Source organism: Tessaracoccus terricola, assembly GCF_054776555.1.
This window is the reverse complement of record NZ_BAAHBS010000001.1, coordinates 200563-218164: the sequence shown is the minus strand read 5'-3', so window position 1 is coordinate 218164 and position 17602 is coordinate 200563. Positions and strand designations below refer to the sequence as shown.

Sequence of the window (17602 nt, the reverse complement as noted above, 5' to 3'; positions counted from 1 at the left end):
TGCCACCACACCGGTGCCGACCACCCGAGGCGCTAGGCTGCCGCGCATGCCCGCAGCACGAGGAGCCACACCCGAGGAACTGGAGCGCCTGCTCCGCGATGGTGACCTGCCCGCGGCGGCCGACGTCGTCGCGCAACTCTCTGCCGCAGGCGCGGCCGACGAGGCACTCTCGCCGCTGGGTCGCCACGTGGCCGCCGCCGACGGCGAGGACCGCGCCGCCCTGGAACTGCTGGTGGAAACCCTCGACGCGTGCGGTGTCATCCATCGCATCGCCGGCTCCATGCTGCTGGACCGGACCGCCGTCGACGACGTGGCCCAGGAGTCACTGATCTCCGTCGTGCAGTCCATTGGCTCCTACCGGGGGGACTCGGCCTTCACCACCTGGCTCCACCCCATCGTGAAGCGGCGCGTCGCCGACCACCTGCGCCGCCGCCGCGACGCAGCCACGCTCTGCGACGACGAGGAACTGCTGCCGTCCGCGCGGATGAGCTCCATGATCGCCACCCGTGCCACCGTCCAGGACCTGCTGCGGCAGCTGCCCGAGCTCTACCGTCGACCCGTCACCATGCGTGACATCGACGGTATGGCCTACCGGGAGATCGCCGAGCAGCTCGGGCGCAGCATCGGCACCGTCAAGGCCCAGATCAGCCGCGGGCGGGCCATGCTCGCCGGCGCGGCCGGTGACCTGGACGGACGGCAATGAGCCAGCACCTGGGCAGGTACCGGTTGGAGGAGGCCATCGGGGTGGGCTCCTTCGCCACGGTCCACCGTGCAGTCGACGAGCACCTCGACGACGTCGTCGCCGTCAAGGTGCTGGCCGAGAACCACTCCATGAGTCCGGAGATCCGGGAGCGTTTCATCGCTGAGGGTCGGGCCCTGCGCCGCGTCGGTGGGGAGCACTGCGCCGAGGTCCACGACATCGGGGAGTCCGAGCGGCTCCAGCCATACCTCGTCATGGAGCTCGCGGACCGTGGCTCCCTCGGCGCGCGCGTTGCGGCGCTGCGTCAGCAGGGGTGGCGGGCCACGGCCGACGACCTCCTGGTCTTCGCCAGGGAACTCGCCGCCGGCGTCGACGACGTCCACCGCGCCCGCCTGGTCCACCGGGACCTCAGCCCCGGCAACCTGTTGCTGGCCTCCCGTGGCTCGGGTGGACTCGACGCCGAGGACCGGCCCCCGAGCTGCCTCGTCGCGCCCGACGAGCGGCTGCTGCTGGCCGACCTCGGAATGTGCAAGGACCTGGCGCTCAACTCGGGGCTCACGGTGGCCGGTGGCACGTCCGGCTTCCGGCCGCCGGAACAGGATGCTCCCGGCGTCGTGGACATCCGCGCCGACATCTGGGCGATGTCGGCCCTGCTGCAGTGGCTCGCCGATGACGCGGACCTGCCCCGTCCCGCAGCCCGGGCCCTCGCCGGGGTGCTGCGTCGCGGCATGGCGAGGCGCCCGAAGGACCGGCCCGCCGATGCCAACCGGTGGCTGCATGAGGTGGAGGGCGCGCTCGCCCCCGCCGACGAGGCGGCACCGTCGCCAGACCCAGCCGCCAGCCACTCCGTCTCCACGTCGCCGCCCCGTGCCCGGGTGGGTCGCTGGCTCGCGGTGGTGACGGCTGTGGTGGCCCTGGCCTGTGGGCTGTGGGCAGGCTGGCAGCTGGGTGACTCCACGCCCCCGGCCAGCGTGGGCGGGGCAAGTATCGCCATCATCGGCCCGGACGAAGTGGTGGTGGGGGAGAGCGCCGTCTTCACCGTCGACCTCGACGGGGTAGACACGTGGGTGTGGACGCTGCCGACCGGCAGGTATGTCGTCGACGAACAGGAGGTGGCGGTTCGTGCCACGAGTGCCGGCAGCGGCCGGGTGGTGCTGGCGGCACGCTCCCCGGAAGGTGCTGACCTCCTTGTCACCCATACTTTCCGGGTTGTCGAGAAGTAGTTCGGGAATCACTGCAACCGAATCGCTGTGGCTTGCGACTCATCTGCAGAACCGTTCCGAGAATCCCAAGGAGATACCAATGTCCCCCGCCCACCTGCACACTTCGTCCACGCGCCCAACCAGCCTGCTGCCCCGGGTCCGCAACCTCGGCCTGGCGGGCATCGCCCTTGTTGCGCTCAGTGCCTGCGGCGCCACGCAGGCCGCGGACTTCACCGAGGACGGTGCAAACCCCTCGGCCAGTGCCGAGACCACCGCCGAGACCACGACGGAGGCCACCCAGGAGGCTGCTCCGGCCGTCGAGGTGCAACCCGTCGAATCCGGCTTCATGACCGAGGAGTTCGCCGAGGACCTCACCTACACCGAGACCGTGCGCCCCGAACAGGGCACCGTCATCACCCCCGCCGGAACGCTGGAGTTCGTCCAGGTGCAGGCAGTGGAGACGCTCACCCCGCAGCAGATCGGCCTCGACGCGACGCTGTCCGACGGCACCGAGGTGACCAGTTACGGGCCGGCCGACGGCGAGGTCCTGCGGGTCGTCGAGGTGAAGTTCAAGCCGGTTTCCACCACTGGCTGGGACAAGGCGCCACAGGGTGACCTCTCCATCACCGTCGGCGGAGCCCAGAAGCACCTCCACGAGCTGGACAAGGAGCGCTCCGTGCGGTTGCTCGTCTCGATGCCCGACGACGGCTCCACCCGGCTGGTGGTCTCCTCCGAGGGGCACGACCAGTTGGTTGACGTCCTGACCGGCGAGCGCCAGGACGACGACGTGGCCGCGGCCTACTACCGCGCCAACACCGTCCAGGAACCACACCACACCATCCGGCTGGATCCGATCACGTTCCCCACGGACGAGACCGGTGAGAACTCCGAGGTGGTCACCGAGTTCTCCTTCGACGTCGAGGCCGCAAGGCTGACCGCCTGGACGGCCGACGGCGGTTGGGCAGAACCGGATGCCGCTTGGCTGGGAATCACCTGGGCCTACGACCTGGGCACCTCCGAGGACGGGTTCCTGACGGAGTTCACCAGCATGAACGTGGAGGCCAGCATCGACGCTGATGGCACCGTCACCACCGACGGGTTCCACGCCGAGGGCTTCTACGGCACCACCGGAACAGACGACGAGCGCACCACCTGGGTGCAGGTTCCCGTGGACCTGACCAGCGTGACCATCGGCTTCAGCGGTGACTTCGCCGTCGAGATCCCCTACGGTCAGGGCGTCCAGATCACCTCCGACGGCACGGGCACCTTCGTCACCGACGCCTTCGAGATCACTTTCCCGGCCGACGGCTGACCCAGGTGCTTCGTGCCTGCTGCCCGGGCTGCTGCGTCAGTGGGTCTCACCGTCCAACTGCCCGACGACGTGGGCACCCACCTCCGCCACCACCGCGACGGCGTCCCGCGCGCCCCCGCGTGAGCCGGGTGCGTTGACCACCAGGGCCGAGCGTTCGCCGTCGCGGATGGCCACGGCCAGCCCACGCGAGGCGATGGCCAGCGGCGTGTTGGCCAGGCCGCGGCGGCGGATCTCCTCCGGGATGCCCGGCAGTTCCTGCCCGCCGAGTGCGGCGGTGGCCTCGGGGGTGACGTCGCGGGGTGCGACGCCGGTGCCACCGGTGGTGAACACGATGCGCGCTCCGTCGGCGATGGCGGCCCGGATGGCCCCCTGGATGGGTGCCACGTCGTCGGGGACCACCACGATCCCGGCAACATCGAAGCCGGCCGCCACCAGCGCGTCGCGGGCGACGGGGCCGGAGCGGTCCTCGTAGTCGCCGTGGTGGGCGCGGTCTGAAACGGTGATCACGGCTGCTCGGATTGCCATGCGCCCATGCTAGAGCAGGTGGCTCGTGTGGAAACCAACTGCGCGCAGCGAATTCACACGCAAATGCGGTGCTATCGTCGAGAATATGACGCAGATACGGATCTCACAGGCCGCCGTGTTGCTCGGCGTGAGCGACGATTCCATCCGCCGCTGGGCCGCCGACGGCAAGCTTGCCACGGTCAGCGACGAAGCCGGGCGGCAGGTGATCGAAGGTGCGGAACTCGCACGGTTCGCCGAGGCCCTGCACACCGATGACACCCTCGCCACCCTCGATGGCGGCGCCGCGGTGCGCTCCGCCCGCAACCACTTCACCGGCATCGTCACCCGGGTCGTCTCCGACAAGGTGATGAGCCAGGTGGAGCTGCAGAGCGGACCCAACCGGGTCACGTCGTTGATCTCCACGGAGGCCGTGCAGCAGCTCGGCCTCGAGGTGGGCAGCATCGCCACCGCGGTCGTCAAAGCCACCAACGTCACCATCGAGGTGCCGCGATGAGCCGCGGCCCCCGCCTCGTGGGCGCCGCCCTGCTCGCGGCCGCACTCCTCGGGGCCACGGCCTGCTCCGCCGCCGAGGAGGCCGCTCCCGTCGTGTTCGCCGCCGCATCCCTCACCAACCCGTTCGAGGAACTGGCCGACGACGCGGCGGAGCCGGCGGACTTCTCCTTCGGCGGCTCCAACGGCCTGGTGGACCAGCTCGTCGGAGGTGCGCCCGCTGACGTGTTCGCCTCGGCCAACACGTCCACCATGGACCGCGCCGTCGAGGAGGGTGTCATCGAGGGGGAGCCCGTGCGGTTCGCCACCAACGTGCTGGTGCTGGTGACCCCGGCCGGCAACCCCGCAGGCATCACCGGGCTCGACCAGTCCCTCGACGGCGCCAAGCTCGTCGTCTGCGCACCCGAGGTGCCGTGCGGTGAGGCCACGGCAGCGCTCGCCGAGACCGTCGGGATCACGCTGCAGCCGGTCTCCGAGGAGTCCGCGGTCACCGACGTGCTCGGCAAGGTCACCTCCGGTGAGGCCGACGCCGGACTCGTCTACGCCACCGACGCCGCGGGCGCAGGCGAGGACGTGGAGACCATCGAGATCCCCGAGTCCTCCCAGCACGTGAACGAGTACTGGATCGCGGCGGTGGTCGGCGGCGACGCCGAGGCCGCGGCGTCGTTCATCGGCCTCGTCACCGGGCAGCAGGGGCAGGACCTCCTGGTCGAGTTCGGGTTCGGGCCCTCCTGATGACCCCGTTCCCCAGGTGGACGTGGCTGCCCTTCGCGCTCGGGTTGGCGTTCCTCGTCATCCCGCTCGCGGGGATGGCGGCGCGCGTCCCCTGGAGCCAGTTGCCGGCCCTGCTGCTCTCGGTGGAGGCGCGGCAGGCGCTCGGCCTCTCGCTGGTCACCTGCCTGGCAGCCACCGCCATCTCCCTGGCGCTCGGCGTCCCGTTGGCGCTGGCGATGTCCCGGATGCAGGGCCGCGGGGCCGTAGTCGTGCGGACCCTGGTGACCATCCCGATGGTGCTGCCGCCGGTGGTGGCGGGTCTGGCGCTGCTGTCCACCCTCGGGCGCCGCGGCCTCGTGGGCCAGCACCTGTCCGCCATCGGCATCGAGATCGGGTTCACGACGGTGGCCGTGGTCTGCGCGCAGGTCTTCGTCGCCATGCCGTTCCTCGTCATCTCGCTCGAGGGCGCCCTCCGCGCGGACTCCGGCGACTACGGCACCGTCGCCGCCAACCTCGGCGCCTCTCCCGGCCGGGTGCTGTGGCGCGTCACCCTGCCCATGGCGATGCCCGCGCTGGTCTCCGGCGCGGCGCTCACCTTCGCCCGCGCCCTGGGGGAGTTCGGCGCCACCCTGACCTTCGCCGGCTCGCTGGCCGGCACCACCCGCACCCTGCCGCTGCTGGTCTACCTGCAGCGCGAGCAGGATCCGGACCTTGCGCTCGCCCTGGCCCTGGTGCTGGTGGTGGTGGCGCTGCTGGTGGTGGCGGTCTCGGCGCGCTTCAACCGGCCGGTGGCATCGTGAGCGGCATCCGCGTCGACGCCCGGATCCGGGCCCGCGACGTCCACCTCGACGTGGACCTGCCGCCCGGTTCCCGCACCGCCGTGATCGGCCCCAACGGCGCAGGCAAGTCCACGCTCCTCGGGCTGCTCTCGGGTGCGCTGCGCCCCGACGACGGCCGCGTCGAGGTGCACGGCCGCGCCCTCGCCGACGGCAAGTTCTTCATCCCCCCGCACAGGCGGGAGGTGGCGCTGCTGGAGCAGCGGCCCCTGCTGTTCCCCCACCTCGACGTGCTGGCCAACGCCATGTTCGGGCTGCGCTCGCGGGGTGTCGCGAAGGGGGTGGCCCGCCAGGAGGCCCTCGCCCAGCTGGACCGGGTGGGGTGCGCGGCGCTGGCCGATCGCCGTCCCAACCAGCTCTCCGGCGGGCAGGCGCAGCGGGTGGCGCTGGCGCGGGCGCTGGCCATCAGGCCCGAGGTGGTCCTCCTCGACGAGCCGATGGCCGCGTTGGACGTGGCCACCGCTCCCGAGCTGCGGAGCCTGCTGCGAACCCACCTGGCGGACAGGACGTCTGTTCTGGTGACCCATGACCTCCTGGACGTGCTCACCCTGGCGTCCCACGTCGTCGTGCTGGAGGGCGGCCGGGTGGTGGAACAGGGTCCCGTGGCCGAGGTGCTGTCCCGGCCCCGCAGCCGGTTCCTGGCCGACTTCACCGGCGTCAACCTGCTCTCCGGGGAGCTCGTCGACGGCGGGTTGCGCCTGGCCGACGGCACCGTCGTCGCGGGCCTCATGGGCGACGACGCCAGCACCGGACCCGGCTGGGCCAGCATCCCCGCCAACGCCGTCGGCCTGCACCTGCACGACCCGCACGGCAGCCCCCGCAACGCCGTCGACGTAGTGGTCCGGGCCGTGGAACCGCGCGGACCCGTGGTGCGGGTGCTGGTGGACCTCGACGGGCAGGCGCTCGCGGCGGACCTGACCACGTCGGCCGTGGCCGAACTGGGAGTGGAGCCCGGCCTGCGCCTGGTGGCGTCGATCAAGGCCACCGCGGTGACCCTGTACTGAAGCTCGACCCGTTGGGGGCTGCGCTAAACTCCCACAAAGGGTTGGAGGCCATCGTGTCCATCGGTCAAGCGGAAGACGGACGCTCCGTCTCAGTTGCTGCCCGAGCTGTTGGGGTGGACACCCCTGGGCGGCACTGGCCGACGGTGCCGGAGATCGCCGAGGACGTCCGCGCCAACGTTGCTGCTGGCGACACCGGCCACGCGTTGAGGATGCTGATGGACGGGGTCAACCGGCTCCCGTCGGCCCTCGGTGCAGGCAGGCTGGATGAGGCCCTGACAGAACCGCCAACAACCGGCGACCACGCCTGGGATGCCCTCCTGAGGGGGGCCATCAGGTACCGCCTCCACGAGTTGGAGCGCAAGGCGCCGTCGTGGACCCGGGTGGAACCCCTCAACCAGTTCTGGTGGCCCGTCGCGTACAGCAAGGAGAAGGCCTACGTCGACATGGCCCACACACCGGCGGAACTGATGCGAATCGGTATCTTCATCGACGAACGAGAGTTCACCCAGGCATGGACGACGGTGGGCGCGACCTGAACCGCGAGGACCTGTTGATCCTGCTCACGGAAACCGGTGAGATCCTCCAACGGCAGGGAGTCGAGGCAAGCATCTACGTCGTCGATGGGGCCGCGATGGCACTGGAGTACCAGTCCCGCCGCATCACTCGCGACGTCGATGCCCAGATCAGGGCTGAGCACGCGGGTTTTCGCGAGGCCGCTGCCGTGGTTGCTGAACGGCACGGTCTGGCTCGGGACTGGGTCAACACTGCAGCTTCCGCTTTCATGTCAAACGAGCCCGACGAGGATGCCGGAGAGTTCAACCTTCCCGGTCTGCGGATCGCGGTGGCGTCAGCGGAGCACCTGATCGCGATGAAACTGCGGGCCATGCGTGAGCGTGACATGGATGACTTGGAGACGTTGTTCCGGTTCACGGGTGTCACCGAACCGGAACAAGCCGCCGACATCCACAACCGACTCTTCGACGAGTCCTACATCGGCCACGCGGATCCTGACGAGGCCCTCTATGCTGCCCGGCAGGTGTTCGCGAGGGCGGCAGCACAGGGTCGCCCGCTCAACTCTCGGGGCAACCACTAGAACCCGGCTGCTGGACACAGGTCGGCTGCTTGCCCGCTGTGGTTCGATGGGGCCATGACGACTCCTGTTGACTTCTGGTTCGATCCCACCTGCCCCTGGGCCTGGATGACCTCCCGCTGGATGCTGGAGGTGGAGAAGGTCCGCGACGTCGAGACCACCTTCCACATCATGAGCCTCGCCGTCCTCAACGACGGCCGTGACCTGCCGGCCGAGTACCGCGCCGCCATGGACCAGGCGTGGGTTCCGGCCCGCACCGCGCTGGCCGTGGAGCAGGCGCACGGCTCCAAGGGCCTGCGCGACTTCTACACCGCCATCGGCACCCGCTTCCACCCCGGCGGCGAGCCCAAGGACGAGGCCACCATCCTCAAGGCCCTGGCCGACGTCGGCTTCTCCTCCGACCTGCTGGAGCTGGCCAAGACCGACGAGCTCAACGACGCCCTGCGCAAGTCGCACCACGAGGGCATGGACCCAGTCGGCGACGAAGTGGGTACGCCCGTGCTGCGCATCAACGGCATGAGCCTGTTCGGCCCCGTCATCTCGCCCGCACCCAAGGGCGAGGAGGCCGGTGAACTGTTCGACGGCTTCGTCAAGGTGACCGCCTACCCCGGCTTCTTCGAGCTCAAGCGCACCCGCACCGTCGGCCCGATCTTCGACTGACGCTGCTGGCCCCCGGCCACCCACCGTGGTCGGGGGACAGACCCGCCGGGGTCGAGGCTCTCAGCCCGTGGCCGTCGCGCGGAGGAAGCCGCGCCAGCCGTCGGCGTCGGCCAGGGGACGGGTGAGGCCCAGCTGGGCCTGGGTCTCCCGGAGTGCGGCCTTGGTCTGGTCGTCGTAGCTGCCCGTGGCCTGGACCTCGCGCCCGTGGACGTGCCGCAGCGCGGACTGCACCAACTGCACCTGCACCTCGGAGCGCTCGCGGAACGTGCTCAGCTCATCACCGGAGACCGAGTTGTCCACGTGGATGTGGTTGTGGTGCTGCGCGTTGTACAGGTAGGTGAGGGTGTAGGCGAAGTGCAGGTGCAGCGACGCCGCCAGCCGCCAGTAGTCCCGCAGCTGGGTGCTGCTCCCGGGACCCCAGGTGTCGTAGCGGCAGGAGATCGAGCCGCCCTCGTGCACCACCTCCGCGAAGTCGAACGCCCGGCCCGCCTGGTGGAACGAACTGCACTTGTCCACGTAGGCGCCGTAGCTCCAGACCTCGCGGATCGCGCCCAGACCGCTCAGCTCCGCCCAGTCCTCCGCCCACAGCTCCAGCCGCTCCAGGAACCGCGGGTCCGAGCGCATCGACGTGTGCGCGCGGTCGATCTCGTAGCCCAGCGCGCCGGTGCCCACCGTGTCGAAACCGACCAGCGACTCCGGCGTGCGGCAGTTGTCGCCGCCGTCGGGGCGGTTCGGGAGATCCGGGACGACGTCACTCCCGCAGCCCGCGAGCAGCACCGTGCCGCCTGCCAGCAGCAGCCCGCGCCGGGAGAAGTTCGCCATGCGACAAGCATATTTCAGCGGTGGTGGCTGCCCTTCGAGGCGGCGACTGCGTCCCCGCACCTCAGGGAAACTGGAATTTCAGTTGCCATGAGGTGCGAGCGGCAGCGAGCCTCGAAGGGCCCCGTCAGTCGCCCAGGTTTGTCCCAACGTTGCGGGCGGTGCGGATCCAGGCGTGGTCCTTCGGGACGAGGGCGAGGTTTCCGGCGACGTCCTCGAGCGGCACGGCCTCGGTGTCGTCGCCCTTGGAACCCACCATCACGCCCCACTCGCCGTCGGCGATCAGGTCCGCGGCGGCGGAGCCGATCCGGGAGCCCAGCAGCCGGTCCTCGGCGCAGGGGATGCCGCCGCGCTGGACGTAGCCGAGGATGGTGACGCGTGACTCCAGCCCGGTGACCTCCTCCAACTCGTTGGCCAACTTGAACGTGTGCTCGCGGTGCTCGTGCTCGACGGCGGCCAGGTGCTTCTTCGCGGCGGCCTTCGCCTCGGGCGTGTTGGCGTCCTTCACCAAGCGCTCGGCGGCCTCCATCTCGGCCGTGGCCGCCATGTCCCGGGCACCCTCGGCGACGGCGACGACGCTGAAGTTGGTGCCGGCGTCGCGGCGGTGCTGGATGGCAGCGGCGATGGAGTCGACGGTGTAGGGGATCTCGGGCAGCAGGATCACGTCCGCGCCACCCGCGATCCCAGCGCCGAGGGTGAGCCAGCCGGCCTTGTGGCCCATGATCTCGGCCAGGATGATGCGGTGGTGGCTGTGCGCCGTCGAGTGCAGCCGGTCGATGGCGTCGGTGGCGATCTCCAGCGCCGTCGAGAACCCGAACGTGTTGTCGGTGTGGGCGACGTCCTTGTCGATGGTCTTGGGAAGGTGCATCACGTTGATGCCGGCCTTCGCGAGCCGCAGCGCGTTCTTCGCGGTGCCGCCGCCACCCAGCAGCACCAGCCCGTCGAGCCCGTTGCGCTCCACGACGTCGGCGATGGCGCCGGACATGTCACGCACCTCGCCGTCGACCTCCATCTTGTGCACCTTGTCCCGGCTGGTGCCGAGGATGGTGCCGCCGGTGGTGAGGATCCCGGACAGCATCCCCTTGTCGAGGTCGATGTGTCGGTCCTCGGCGAGGCCGCGGATGCCGTCGCGGAACCCGATCAACTCCATGCCGTGCGAGCCGATTGCCGCCTTCCCGAGGCCGCGGATGGCGGCGTTGAGGCCGGGGCTGTCGCCGCCGGCGGTGAGGACCCCGATTCTCTTCTTCGCACCCATGGCATCTCCCTGTTCGGCTCTGGGAACTCAGACGATACCGGCCGCCGACTCCGCCCGGAGGGTCTTCGGCGACCCCGCCCGATATCTCCACGACGGGCATGCCTAACGTGTGCGGGCATGGGACGAATCCTCATCACCAGTGCATCCAGGGTCGGGGCCACCACCGACGTCGCGGCCATCCTCGCCGACGCCCTCACCGAAGCGGGCCACGACGTCGTGGCCACGCCCGTCGCCGATTCTCCGACGCCCGACGGCTTCGACCTCGTGGTGGTCGGCAGCGGCATCCACGCCACCGCCTGGTACGCCGACGCGCTGGGCTGGCTGGAGCGCCACGGCGGGCGACTCGACGGCCGCACCGCGCTGTTCAACGTCTGCCTCAACGCAGCCGACCCGACCAAGCGCGACGAGGCACTCGGCTACAACCGGTCCGCCGCGTCGCTCGTCGAGCCCGTCGCGCAGGCCAGCTTCGCCGGCCGCTACGTGCCCGAGCGCGTCAGCTGGTGGAAGCGGGTGTTCATGCGCACCATGCAGGCCCGTCCGAAGGACCACGTGGACCCGGATGCCATCCGCGCGTGGGCCGCCGAGCTCGGGTTGCGGGCGCCGGTTTGATTCCACCCCTTCCGATCTGTCAGTGGTGCGTGTGACCATTGCGACATCCCAACAAAGGAGTTGCAATGCCCGTCACAACCACTCCCTACATCGAGTTCCCCGGCACCGCCGCCGTGGCCATGAAGTTCTACCAGTCCGTCTTCGGCGGCGAACTGGAGGTCATGGGCTACGAGGGGATTGACACAAGTGAATTCCCCGTGCCGCCCGCCCCCGACGCCGTTGCGCACGCCAGCCTCACCGGGGGCTCCCTGGACATCAGGGCGGGCGACGCCGTCGCGGAGGAACCCGCCGGGACCGCCTCCGACGTCTACTCGATGATGATCCTCACGGACACCGTCGCGGAGGGGGAGGAGCTGATCGAGAAGTTCGTCGCCGCCGGCGGCACCGTCGAACTGCCCTTCGAACCCGCACCCTGGGGCGACGTCTACGGCCAGGTGCGGGACCCCTTCGGCGTGATGTGGCAGGTGGACACCGAAGCTCCGCAGGAGTGAGTCGGTAGCCTTCACGGCGTGAAGCAGCGGTCCTGAGGATCCTGAGTCATGGCTGACCAGTTGTCTGCCCTCACCAGCCAGCAACACTCCTTCACGCGGTACTTGACCCTGACACAGTGGCAGGTGGGAGAACTGGAAACATGCTGTCCATCGGAGCGTTCGCACAGATCGGCCAGGTGACCCACCGGATGCTGAGGCACTGGGACACCGCCGGCCTGCTCGTGCCCGCCCACGTGGATGAGTTCAGTGGCTACCGCTCCTATGACCCGTCGCAACTCCAGCGCCTGCACCGGATCGTCGCCCTGCGGCAGCTCGGCTTCGGTCTCGACGACGTGTCCCTGATCCTCGAACAGGGCCTCGACGCCGAGCGCATCGGTGCCCTGCTGCGCGCACGACGCGCCGAGGTGGAGGAAGAGTACCGGATCGCTGCCGAGAGACTCGTCGACGTGGAGCGGCGGCTCCAACTCATCGAGAAGGAGAACCAGATGTCCCATATCGAGATCATCGAGAAGCCCCTGCCCGCCCTACGCCTCGCTGCCCGACGCGCCGTCGTCACAGAACAACAGCAGATGGCTGGTGTGGTCGGTCCCGCATTCGACGCCGTCGCCGCCATCATCGGGGACCAACGAGGTGCGCTGGCCACACCCGTCGCCCAGTACGGCAACCTCGAGGACGGGCTGTCCGTCGTCACCGGCTACGAGTACAACGGGCCAGCACGTGACGGTTTCGAGATCGTCGAGTTGCCCGCCGAGACATCCGCGGTGTGCGGCATCCACCTGGGTTCCATGGCGGGGATCGCGCAGAGTTGGCAGGCGATCCATGCCGAGATCCTCGCCCGCGGCTTCGTGCCCTCGGGCCCCTGCCGCGAGCTGTACGTGCGTGCCGAGTCCGACGACCAGGCGGACTGGGTCACCGAACTCCAGCAACCCGTGACACGTCCCTGACCGGGCCCCGGAACTGCTCCCCGGGGTGCCGGTAGCCTTCACCGGGTGAAGCAACTCGTTGTGGGTGCCCTCCTGGTCGACGACGCTGCCGCAGCCAAGCGCGTTCTGGCCGCCCGACGCTCCACACCGCCCGTGGGCCGCTGGGAGTTCCCCGGCGGCAAGGTGGAGCCGGGGGAGGGTGCCCGGGAGGCGCTGGTGCGGGAGATCGCGGAGGAGCTCCTCGTCGACGTCGTGGTCCACGGACGCCTCGACCCGCCTGCCGGTGGCCGCTGGCCCATCAACGACGCCCTCGAGCTGGAGCTGTGGTGGTGCACCACCGATGGTGAACCCGTGCCGCACGACTCCCACGACGCGCTCGGGTGGCTGACCGCCCAGGAGTTGGACGACGTGGACTGGCTGCAGAGCGACCTGGCCGCCGTCCCCGTCGTCGCCGCCCGACTGCGCGGCTAGGGTGCAACCATGGACGAGAAGCTGCGCACCGCGCCCATCGGCCAGCGCGTCACCGTGCGCTACCGCCTCGACGACGGCTCGGCCACCGACGCCGTCGGCCCCATCATCGAACGTGACGAGGAGACCATCGTCGTCGAGACCCGGCGCCGCGGCGAGGTGCGGATCGTGCTCGAGACCGTGATCGCGGCCCGCATCATCCCCGCATGACCTCTGCGGGTGCCCGCCCCGCCCGCAGCAGCAGCGCCATCTCCTCGACGGTGGGTGCGGCGTGGCTGAAGAACCGGAAGTAGCCCTCGCAGAGGTGGTTGTGGCCCGCCTCCCCGTCCACGGACGTGCCGAACCGGTCCTTGGGGCAGCCGCCGTTGCAGGCCCAGCGCACCGGGCAGCGTCGGCACTGCTCGGTCAGTCCGGTGCGCTTGGCGCGCCCGAACTCGCGCTGCTGCGGTTTGGCCAGCACCTCCGAGAAGGCATCGGTGTGCACGTTGCCGAGCAGGTAGCCGGGCTCGACGTAGTGGTCGCAGGAGTAGATGTCGCCGTTGTGCTCCACAGCCAGCGCCGTGCCGCAGTCCGGCGCGTGCACGCAGAGCGAGTACTGGCCGAAGCGGGCGGCCAGCATGGCGTCGAAGTGCTGCACGAACACCCTTCCGACGTCGCCCGTCGCCCACGCGTCGAAGACCTCACACAGGAACCGCCCCCACTGTTCCGGGCCGACGGAGCGCGACGTCACGGCGTCGCCCGCCTGCCGGTACAGCAGCCGGGCACCGTCGGGTCCGGTCCAACCCCTCTCGGCCACGGCCAGGTCCTCGGCGGGTACCCGCTCCACGATGGGGATGAACTGCAGGAACCTGGCGCCCAATTCGTCGCGGAACCAGCGGTAGACGCGGTTGCCGTGCTCGGCGTTGGCCGCGTTCACGGTGCACAGGATGTTGGTCTCCACCCCGTGGCGCTGCAGGTGCTCCCAGCCCCGGACCACCTGGGCGTGCGTGCCCCGGCCGGCCTTGTTGACCCGGTAGGAGTCGTGCAGGTCCGCCGGGCCGTCGATGGAGATGCCCACGAGGAAATCGTTCTCGGCGAAGAACTCGCACCAGTCATCGTCGAGGAGCGTGCCGTTGGTCTGCATGGCGTGCAGCACCCGCTGGCCGGGGCGTTTCAGCTCCCGCCCCAGCCGCACCGCCTCCCGGTAGAACGCCAGGCCCCGCATCGTCGGCTCGCCGCCCTGCCACATCAGGGTCACGTCGCCGTCGGGCTGCGAGTCCAACTGGTTGCCGATGAACGCCCGCAGGGTGTCGGCGGACATCCGCTGCGAGTCGCCGTCGTGCAGCAACTCCTTGGAAAGGAAGAAGCAGTACGTGCAGTCGAGGTTGCAGGCCGCGCCCGTGGGTTTGGAGACGACGCTGAACGGCAGGCTGCGCATGGCACATTCCTACGACACGAGGCGGTGTGGAATCCTCGCGGGGTCTGCTTGCACCCGCTTCAGCGGCGCTGGAACGCCACGATCCGCTCGATCGCCTCGGCGACTGCATCGGCCCCTGCCGCGAAGGACAGCCGGACGAACTCGCGGCCGTGGAACGGGTCGAAGTCGGTGCCCGGGACCAGCGCCACCCCGGTGCGTTCCAGCAGCTCTGCGCACCAGGCGGCGGAGTCAGCGAACCCGCCCAAGTTCTCCCCGAGCCCGGCGTACAGGTAGAACGCGCCGTCGGCCGGCGCCACCGGGCCCCAGCCGAGCCGCGGCAGCTGCTCCAGCACCAGCTCGCGGGTGGCGGCGAACGAGGCCACCCGCTGCTCGGCGTGCCGGTAGGAGTCCTCGGTGAACGCGCCCAACGCCGGGCGCTGCGCCGGCACCGGAGGGCACAGCGCGACGTTCCCGGCCAGTGCGTCCACCCCGTCGCGCAGGTCCTGGGGGAGCAGTGCCCAGCCCAGCCGCCAGCCGGTCATGCCCCAGAACTTGGAGAACGAGGACACGACGACGGCGCTGCGGTCCAGCTCCCAGGCGCAGACGCCGCGGGGTTCGGGATCCGCGGGATCCGGGTAGGTGATGCCGTGGTAGATCTCGTCGCTGACCAGCCGCACGTCATTGGTGCGGCACCACCCGGTGAGCGCCTCCAGTTCGGCGCGCGTGACCATGGTGCCGGTCGGGTTGGCGGGCGAGGCCACCACCAGCCCTGCGAGCGGGCCGTGGGCGGCGACGGCGTCGTCGAGGACCTCGGGGGTGGGCTGGAAGCGGGTCTCGGGGCCGCACTCCAGCTCCACCACCTGGCACCCGAGCGCGGAGAGGATGTTGCGGTAGGCGGGGTAGCCGGGCGCGGCGAGGGCCACGTGGTCGCCGTGCTCGAAGGCCGCCAGGAAAGCCAGCACGAACGCGCCGGAGGAACCGGTGGTGATGGCCACGTCGTCGGCCGAGAGCTCCAGGCCGTACCAGCGGCGGTAGTGTCCGGCGACGGCGGTGCGCAGCTCCCGCAGACCCAGGGCGCTGGTGTAGCCGAGCGCTTCGAATTCCCGGTGCTGTTCGGCCGCCAACCGGTGCACCTCGGGCGGTGCCCCACCGCTGGGTTCGCCCGCGCACAGGGAGATGACGTCGCGGCCCTCCGCCCGCAGCTGCGCGACCCGGTCCAGCACGCTCATCACCTGGAACGGCGGCACCTGCGCCCGGCGGGACAGCTTCATGGGCTCAGCCTGCCACAGGCCCGCGATTCCGGTCCGCGTGGCCCAGGTCGCGCTCCGGGGCGATCACGTCGCGGACCCCGCGCTTCAGCTCCACGATGTCCGGGAAGCCACCGTCGGCGCGGCGCGACCAGACCCGTTCGTCGTCGGCGTGGACCTCGAAGATGCCGCCGGTGCCGGGCACCAGCGTCACGCCGCCGTCGCGCAGCTCGTCCTGGAAGGTGGTCAGCAACTCCTGCGCCACCCAGGCCGCGCGGATCATCCAGTTGCACTGCGTGCAGTACGTGATGCGGATCGTGTGAGCCATGCCGGCACCGTACCTGAAGCTCGGCCCCCAACTTGTCGGTGCCATCGGGCAGGATGGACACATGTACCCCACCTACGTACCTGACCCGGACCGCTACGACGGCAGAATGCCCTACCGACGCACGGGACGCTCGGGCCTGCAGCTCCCGCTGATCTCGCTGGGGCTGTGGCAGAACTTCGGCGACGACAAGCCGATGGAGACCCAGCGCGCCATCATCCGGCGCTCGTTCGACGCGGGCATCACACACTTCGACCTCGCCAACAACTACGGACCGCCGTACGGCCAGGCCGAGACCAACTTCGGCACCATCTTCGCCCAGGACCTCGCCCCGTTCCGTGACGAACTGATCATCTCCAGCAAGGCCGGCTACGACATGTGGGCCGGCCCCTACGGGCAGGGCGGCGGCAGCCGCAAGTACGTCCTCGCGAGCCTGGACCAGTCGCTGGCGCGCACCGGCCTGGACTACTTCGACATCTTCTACTCGCACCGCTTCGACCCGGACACGCCCATCGAGGAGACCATGATGGCCCTGGACCAGGCGGTCCGGTCCGGGCGGGCGCTCTACATCGGCATCTCCTCGTACTCGGCGGCCAAGACGCGCGAGGCCGCCAACATCGCGCGCCAGCTGGGCACCCCGATCCTGATCCACCAGCCCAGCTACAACATGTTCAACCGCTGGATCGAGCCTGACCTGCTGAACGCCTGCGAGGCCGACGGCCTGGGCATCATCGCCTTCACCGCGCTCGCCCAGGGTCTGCTGACGGACCGCTACCTGGACGGCATCCCCGAGGACTCCCGAATGGCGCGCCCCGGCAGCCTCTCCAAGAGCCAGCTGACGGCGGAGACCTTCGGGCACATCAAGGCGCTCAACGAGATCGCGGCCGCCCGCGGCCAGAAGCTCGCGCAGATGGCGCTGGCCTGGGTGCTGCGCGACGAGCGGGTCACCTCCACGCTGATCGGTGCGTCGTCCGTGGAGCAGCTGGAGACCAACCTCGGTGCGCTGGACAACCTGGACTTCAGCGACGACGAACTGGAGGCCATCGACGAGCACGCCGTCGAGGCCGGGGTGAACCTGTGGGCGAAGTCGACCGAGGAGTGAGCGGCGTCGAGTACGCCCCCGGTGAGCTCGAGCGCATCCGGCGGCGACGCAGCATCGAGCCCACCGCCGTCGAGGGGGAGCCGCGCGCGGTGCGGTGGGTGGTGGAGACCGGTGGCCTGCCCTCAGGTGAGGTCGACGCCGCGCCCGGCACCCTCGGGCCGCTGCTGCAGTACGGGGTGCTGACGCGCGTCGTACTGGAGGCCGGCGCCGTCGTCACCTGGCTGGCCGACGGCCACGAGTGGACGGACCACGGTCCCCGGATCCGTGACGCCGTGAACACCGCCATCGACCTCGACGGCTGGATCACCGCCTCGCTGTAACCGAGAGCTTGGCTGTTGGAGCCCCCGGTTGCACCGACTCGAGTTTCCGGAGCCTTCCGGTTTCCCGAGCCTTCCAGTTTCCCCGAGGTGCGAGCGGCAGCGAGCCTCGAGGGGC

At 70.2% G+C, this 17602-nt stretch carries 23 protein-coding genes; 17 read left to right on the top strand and 6 right to left on the bottom strand.

The window, feature by feature from the left end; genetic code table 11:
* The first annotated feature begins 46 nt into the window (after positions 1–46).
* From ACYU7G_RS01010 to ACYU7G_RS01000, 3 genes are all read left to right on the top strand, one after another.
* Entirely contained in the window at positions 47–703 is a 657-nt protein-coding gene (locus tag ACYU7G_RS01010) for an RNA polymerase sigma factor (protein WP_461103850.1), read from the top strand.
* Positions 700–1923: a protein kinase domain-containing protein gene (locus ACYU7G_RS01005; protein WP_461103848.1), complete on the top strand. Its 1224-nt coding sequence runs from the start codon at positions 700–702 to the stop codon at positions 1921–1923. Before ACYU7G_RS01010 ends, ACYU7G_RS01005 begins: the two co-directional genes overlap by 4 nt.
* 79 nt (positions 1924–2002) lie before the next feature.
* Positions 2003–3214, top strand: a complete 1212-nt coding sequence (locus ACYU7G_RS01000) for a hypothetical protein (RefSeq protein ID WP_461103846.1) — start codon at positions 2003–2005, stop codon at positions 3212–3214.
* Between the two features lie 36 nt (positions 3215–3250).
* On the opposite strand, the gene ACYU7G_RS00995 is transcribed toward ACYU7G_RS01000, so the two are convergent.
* Complete coding sequence (locus ACYU7G_RS00995; RefSeq protein WP_461103844.1) at positions 3251–3739, bottom strand: MogA/MoaB family molybdenum cofactor biosynthesis protein; 489 nt, start codon at positions 3737–3739, stop codon at positions 3251–3253.
* Positions 3740–3824: 85 nt separating this feature from the next.
* Here ACYU7G_RS00995 and ACYU7G_RS00990 point away from each other — a divergent pair, with 85 nt between their 5' ends.
* Genes ACYU7G_RS00990 through ACYU7G_RS00960 form a run of 7 tightly spaced genes read left to right on the top strand, consistent with a single transcriptional unit; the run spans position 3825 to position 8532 of the window.
* Positions 3825–4232, top strand: a complete 408-nt coding sequence (locus ACYU7G_RS00990) for a TOBE domain-containing protein (protein ID WP_461103842.1) — start codon at positions 3825–3827, stop codon at positions 4230–4232.
* The gene (gene modA, locus ACYU7G_RS00985; protein ID WP_461103840.1) at positions 4229–4963 is read left to right on the top strand and encodes a molybdate ABC transporter substrate-binding protein; all 735 of its coding nucleotides are present in this window, start codon (positions 4229–4231) and stop codon (positions 4961–4963) included. The genes ACYU7G_RS00990 and modA overlap by 4 nt, the downstream gene beginning before the upstream one ends.
* Positions 4963–5742, top strand: a complete 780-nt coding sequence (locus ACYU7G_RS00980) for an ABC transporter permease (protein WP_461103838.1) — start codon at positions 4963–4965, stop codon at positions 5740–5742. Before modA ends, ACYU7G_RS00980 begins: the two co-directional genes overlap by 1 nt.
* Positions 5739–6782, top strand: a complete 1044-nt coding sequence (locus ACYU7G_RS00975) for a sulfate/molybdate ABC transporter ATP-binding protein (protein WP_461103836.1) — start codon at positions 5739–5741, stop codon at positions 6780–6782. Before ACYU7G_RS00980 ends, ACYU7G_RS00975 begins: the two co-directional genes overlap by 4 nt.
* 53 nt (positions 6783–6835) lie before the next feature.
* On the top strand, positions 6836–7318 hold the full coding sequence (locus tag ACYU7G_RS00970) for a hypothetical protein (protein ID WP_461103834.1): 483 nt from the start codon (positions 6836–6838) through the stop codon (positions 7316–7318).
* Positions 7294–7875 carry a DUF6036 family nucleotidyltransferase gene (locus ACYU7G_RS00965; RefSeq protein ID WP_461103832.1) on the top strand — a complete coding sequence of 194 codons (582 nt, stop codon included), beginning with the start codon at positions 7294–7296 and terminating at the stop codon, positions 7873–7875. The genes ACYU7G_RS00970 and ACYU7G_RS00965 overlap by 25 nt, the downstream gene beginning before the upstream one ends.
* 54 nt (positions 7876–7929) lie before the next feature.
* Positions 7930–8532 carry a mycothiol-dependent nitroreductase Rv2466c family protein gene (locus tag ACYU7G_RS00960; RefSeq protein WP_461103830.1) on the top strand — a complete coding sequence of 201 codons (603 nt, stop codon included), beginning with the start codon at positions 7930–7932 and terminating at the stop codon, positions 8530–8532.
* Between the two features lie 60 nt (positions 8533–8592).
* On the opposite strand, the gene ACYU7G_RS00955 is transcribed toward ACYU7G_RS00960, so the two are convergent.
* On the bottom strand, positions 8593–9354 hold the full coding sequence (locus tag ACYU7G_RS00955) for a hypothetical protein (RefSeq protein ID WP_461103828.1): 762 nt from the start codon (positions 9352–9354) through the stop codon (positions 8593–8595).
* Positions 9355–9478: 124 nt separating this feature from the next.
* Entirely contained in the window at positions 9479–10606 is a 1128-nt protein-coding gene (locus ACYU7G_RS00950; RefSeq protein ID WP_461103826.1) for a 6-phosphofructokinase, read from the bottom strand.
* Between the two features lie 117 nt (positions 10607–10723).
* Here ACYU7G_RS00950 and ACYU7G_RS00945 point away from each other — a divergent pair, with 117 nt between their 5' ends.
* The 5 genes from ACYU7G_RS00945 (at position 10724) to ACYU7G_RS00925 (ending at position 13307) form a co-directional block, all read left to right on the top strand.
* A complete protein-coding gene (locus ACYU7G_RS00945) occupies positions 10724–11215 on the top strand; it encodes a flavodoxin domain-containing protein (RefSeq protein ID WP_461103824.1) in 492 nt (163 codons plus the stop codon).
* 65 nt (positions 11216–11280) lie between these two features.
* A complete protein-coding gene (locus ACYU7G_RS00940) occupies positions 11281–11706 on the top strand; it encodes a VOC family protein (protein ID WP_461103822.1) in 426 nt (141 codons plus the stop codon).
* 140 nt (positions 11707–11846) lie between these two features.
* Complete coding sequence (locus tag ACYU7G_RS00935; protein ID WP_461103820.1) at positions 11847–12650, top strand: MerR family transcriptional regulator; 804 nt, start codon at positions 11847–11849, stop codon at positions 12648–12650.
* Positions 12651–12695: 45 nt separating this feature from the next.
* Positions 12696–13100, top strand: a complete 405-nt coding sequence (locus ACYU7G_RS00930; RefSeq protein ID WP_461103818.1) for an NUDIX domain-containing protein — start codon at positions 12696–12698, stop codon at positions 13098–13100.
* Between the two features lie 9 nt (positions 13101–13109).
* Positions 13110–13307 (top strand): putative acetyltransferase, encoded by a 198-nt coding sequence (locus ACYU7G_RS00925; RefSeq protein WP_461103816.1) that lies wholly within the window; start codon positions 13110–13112, stop codon positions 13305–13307.
* On the opposite strand, the gene ACYU7G_RS00920 is transcribed toward ACYU7G_RS00925, so the two are convergent.
* From ACYU7G_RS00920 to ACYU7G_RS00910, 3 genes are read right to left on the bottom strand one after another with little or no spacing between them, the layout of a single operon-like run.
* Positions 13294–14514, bottom strand: a complete 1221-nt coding sequence (locus ACYU7G_RS00920; RefSeq protein ID WP_461103814.1) for an anaerobic sulfatase maturase — start codon at positions 14512–14514, stop codon at positions 13294–13296. The genes ACYU7G_RS00925 and ACYU7G_RS00920 overlap by 14 nt on opposite strands.
* A 59-nt stretch (positions 14515–14573) precedes the next feature.
* Positions 14574–15764, bottom strand: coding sequence for a pyridoxal phosphate-dependent aminotransferase (locus ACYU7G_RS00915; protein ID WP_461103812.1), 1191 nt, complete (start codon positions 15762–15764; stop codon positions 14574–14576).
* A 4-nt stretch (positions 15765–15768) separates the two neighbouring features.
* The gene (locus tag ACYU7G_RS00910; RefSeq protein ID WP_461103810.1) at positions 15769–16068 is read right to left on the bottom strand and encodes an Rdx family protein; all 300 of its coding nucleotides are present in this window, start codon (positions 16066–16068) and stop codon (positions 15769–15771) included.
* A gap of 61 nt (positions 16069–16129) precedes the next feature.
* Here ACYU7G_RS00910 and mgrA point away from each other — a divergent pair, with 61 nt between their 5' ends.
* Together mgrA and ACYU7G_RS00900 are read left to right on the top strand one after the other, a co-directional pair.
* Complete coding sequence (gene mgrA, locus ACYU7G_RS00905) at positions 16130–17167, top strand: L-glyceraldehyde 3-phosphate reductase (protein WP_461105120.1); 1038 nt, start codon at positions 16130–16132, stop codon at positions 17165–17167.
* Positions 17164–17487 (top strand): hypothetical protein, encoded by a 324-nt coding sequence (locus ACYU7G_RS00900; RefSeq protein WP_461103808.1) that lies wholly within the window; start codon positions 17164–17166, stop codon positions 17485–17487. The genes mgrA and ACYU7G_RS00900 overlap by 4 nt, the downstream gene beginning before the upstream one ends.
* The last annotated feature ends 115 nt before the right edge of the window (positions 17488–17602 follow it).

Excerpts from the sequence above, each read along its gene's own strand:
- ACYU7G_RS00960 (WP_461103830.1), top strand. The coding sequence starts at position 7,930 with ATGACGACTCCTGTTGACTTCTGGTTCGATCCCACCTGCCCCTGGGCC.
- ACYU7G_RS01010 (WP_461103850.1), top strand. The coding sequence starts at position 47 with ATGCCCGCAGCACGAGGAGCCACACCCGAGGAACTGGAGCGCCTGCTC.
- ACYU7G_RS00995 (WP_461103844.1), bottom strand. The coding sequence starts at position 3,739 with ATGGCAATCCGAGCAGCCGTGATCACCGTTTCAGACCGCGCCCACCAC.
- ACYU7G_RS00955 (WP_461103828.1), bottom strand. The coding sequence starts at position 9,354 with ATGGCGAACTTCTCCCGGCGCGGGCTGCTGCTGGCAGGCGGCACGGTG.
- ACYU7G_RS00935 (WP_461103820.1), top strand. The coding sequence starts at position 11,847 with ATGCTGTCCATCGGAGCGTTCGCACAGATCGGCCAGGTGACCCACCGG.
- ACYU7G_RS00990 (WP_461103842.1), top strand. The coding sequence starts at position 3,825 with ATGACGCAGATACGGATCTCACAGGCCGCCGTGTTGCTCGGCGTGAGC.
- modA (WP_461103840.1), top strand. The coding sequence starts at position 4,229 with ATGAGCCGCGGCCCCCGCCTCGTGGGCGCCGCCCTGCTCGCGGCCGCA.
- ACYU7G_RS00940 (WP_461103822.1), top strand. The coding sequence starts at position 11,281 with ATGCCCGTCACAACCACTCCCTACATCGAGTTCCCCGGCACCGCCGCC.
- ACYU7G_RS00920 (WP_461103814.1), bottom strand. The coding sequence starts at position 14,514 with ATGCGCAGCCTGCCGTTCAGCGTCGTCTCCAAACCCACGGGCGCGGCC.
- ACYU7G_RS01005 (WP_461103848.1), top strand. The coding sequence starts at position 700 with ATGAGCCAGCACCTGGGCAGGTACCGGTTGGAGGAGGCCATCGGGGTG.
- ACYU7G_RS00980 (WP_461103838.1), top strand. The coding sequence starts at position 4,963 with ATGACCCCGTTCCCCAGGTGGACGTGGCTGCCCTTCGCGCTCGGGTTG.
- ACYU7G_RS01000 (WP_461103846.1), top strand. The coding sequence starts at position 2,003 with ATGTCCCCCGCCCACCTGCACACTTCGTCCACGCGCCCAACCAGCCTG.
- ACYU7G_RS00910 (WP_461103810.1), bottom strand. The coding sequence starts at position 16,068 with ATGGCTCACACGATCCGCATCACGTACTGCACGCAGTGCAACTGGATG.
- ACYU7G_RS00915 (WP_461103812.1), bottom strand. The coding sequence starts at position 15,764 with ATGAAGCTGTCCCGCCGGGCGCAGGTGCCGCCGTTCCAGGTGATGAGC.
- ACYU7G_RS00945 (WP_461103824.1), top strand. The coding sequence starts at position 10,724 with ATGGGACGAATCCTCATCACCAGTGCATCCAGGGTCGGGGCCACCACC.
- ACYU7G_RS00965 (WP_461103832.1), top strand. The coding sequence starts at position 7,294 with ATGGACGACGGTGGGCGCGACCTGAACCGCGAGGACCTGTTGATCCTG.
- ACYU7G_RS00950 (WP_461103826.1), bottom strand. The coding sequence starts at position 10,606 with ATGGGTGCGAAGAAGAGAATCGGGGTCCTCACCGCCGGCGGCGACAGC.
- ACYU7G_RS00925 (WP_461103816.1), top strand. The coding sequence starts at position 13,110 with ATGGACGAGAAGCTGCGCACCGCGCCCATCGGCCAGCGCGTCACCGTG.
- mgrA (WP_461105120.1), top strand. The coding sequence starts at position 16,130 with ATGTACCCCACCTACGTACCTGACCCGGACCGCTACGACGGCAGAATG.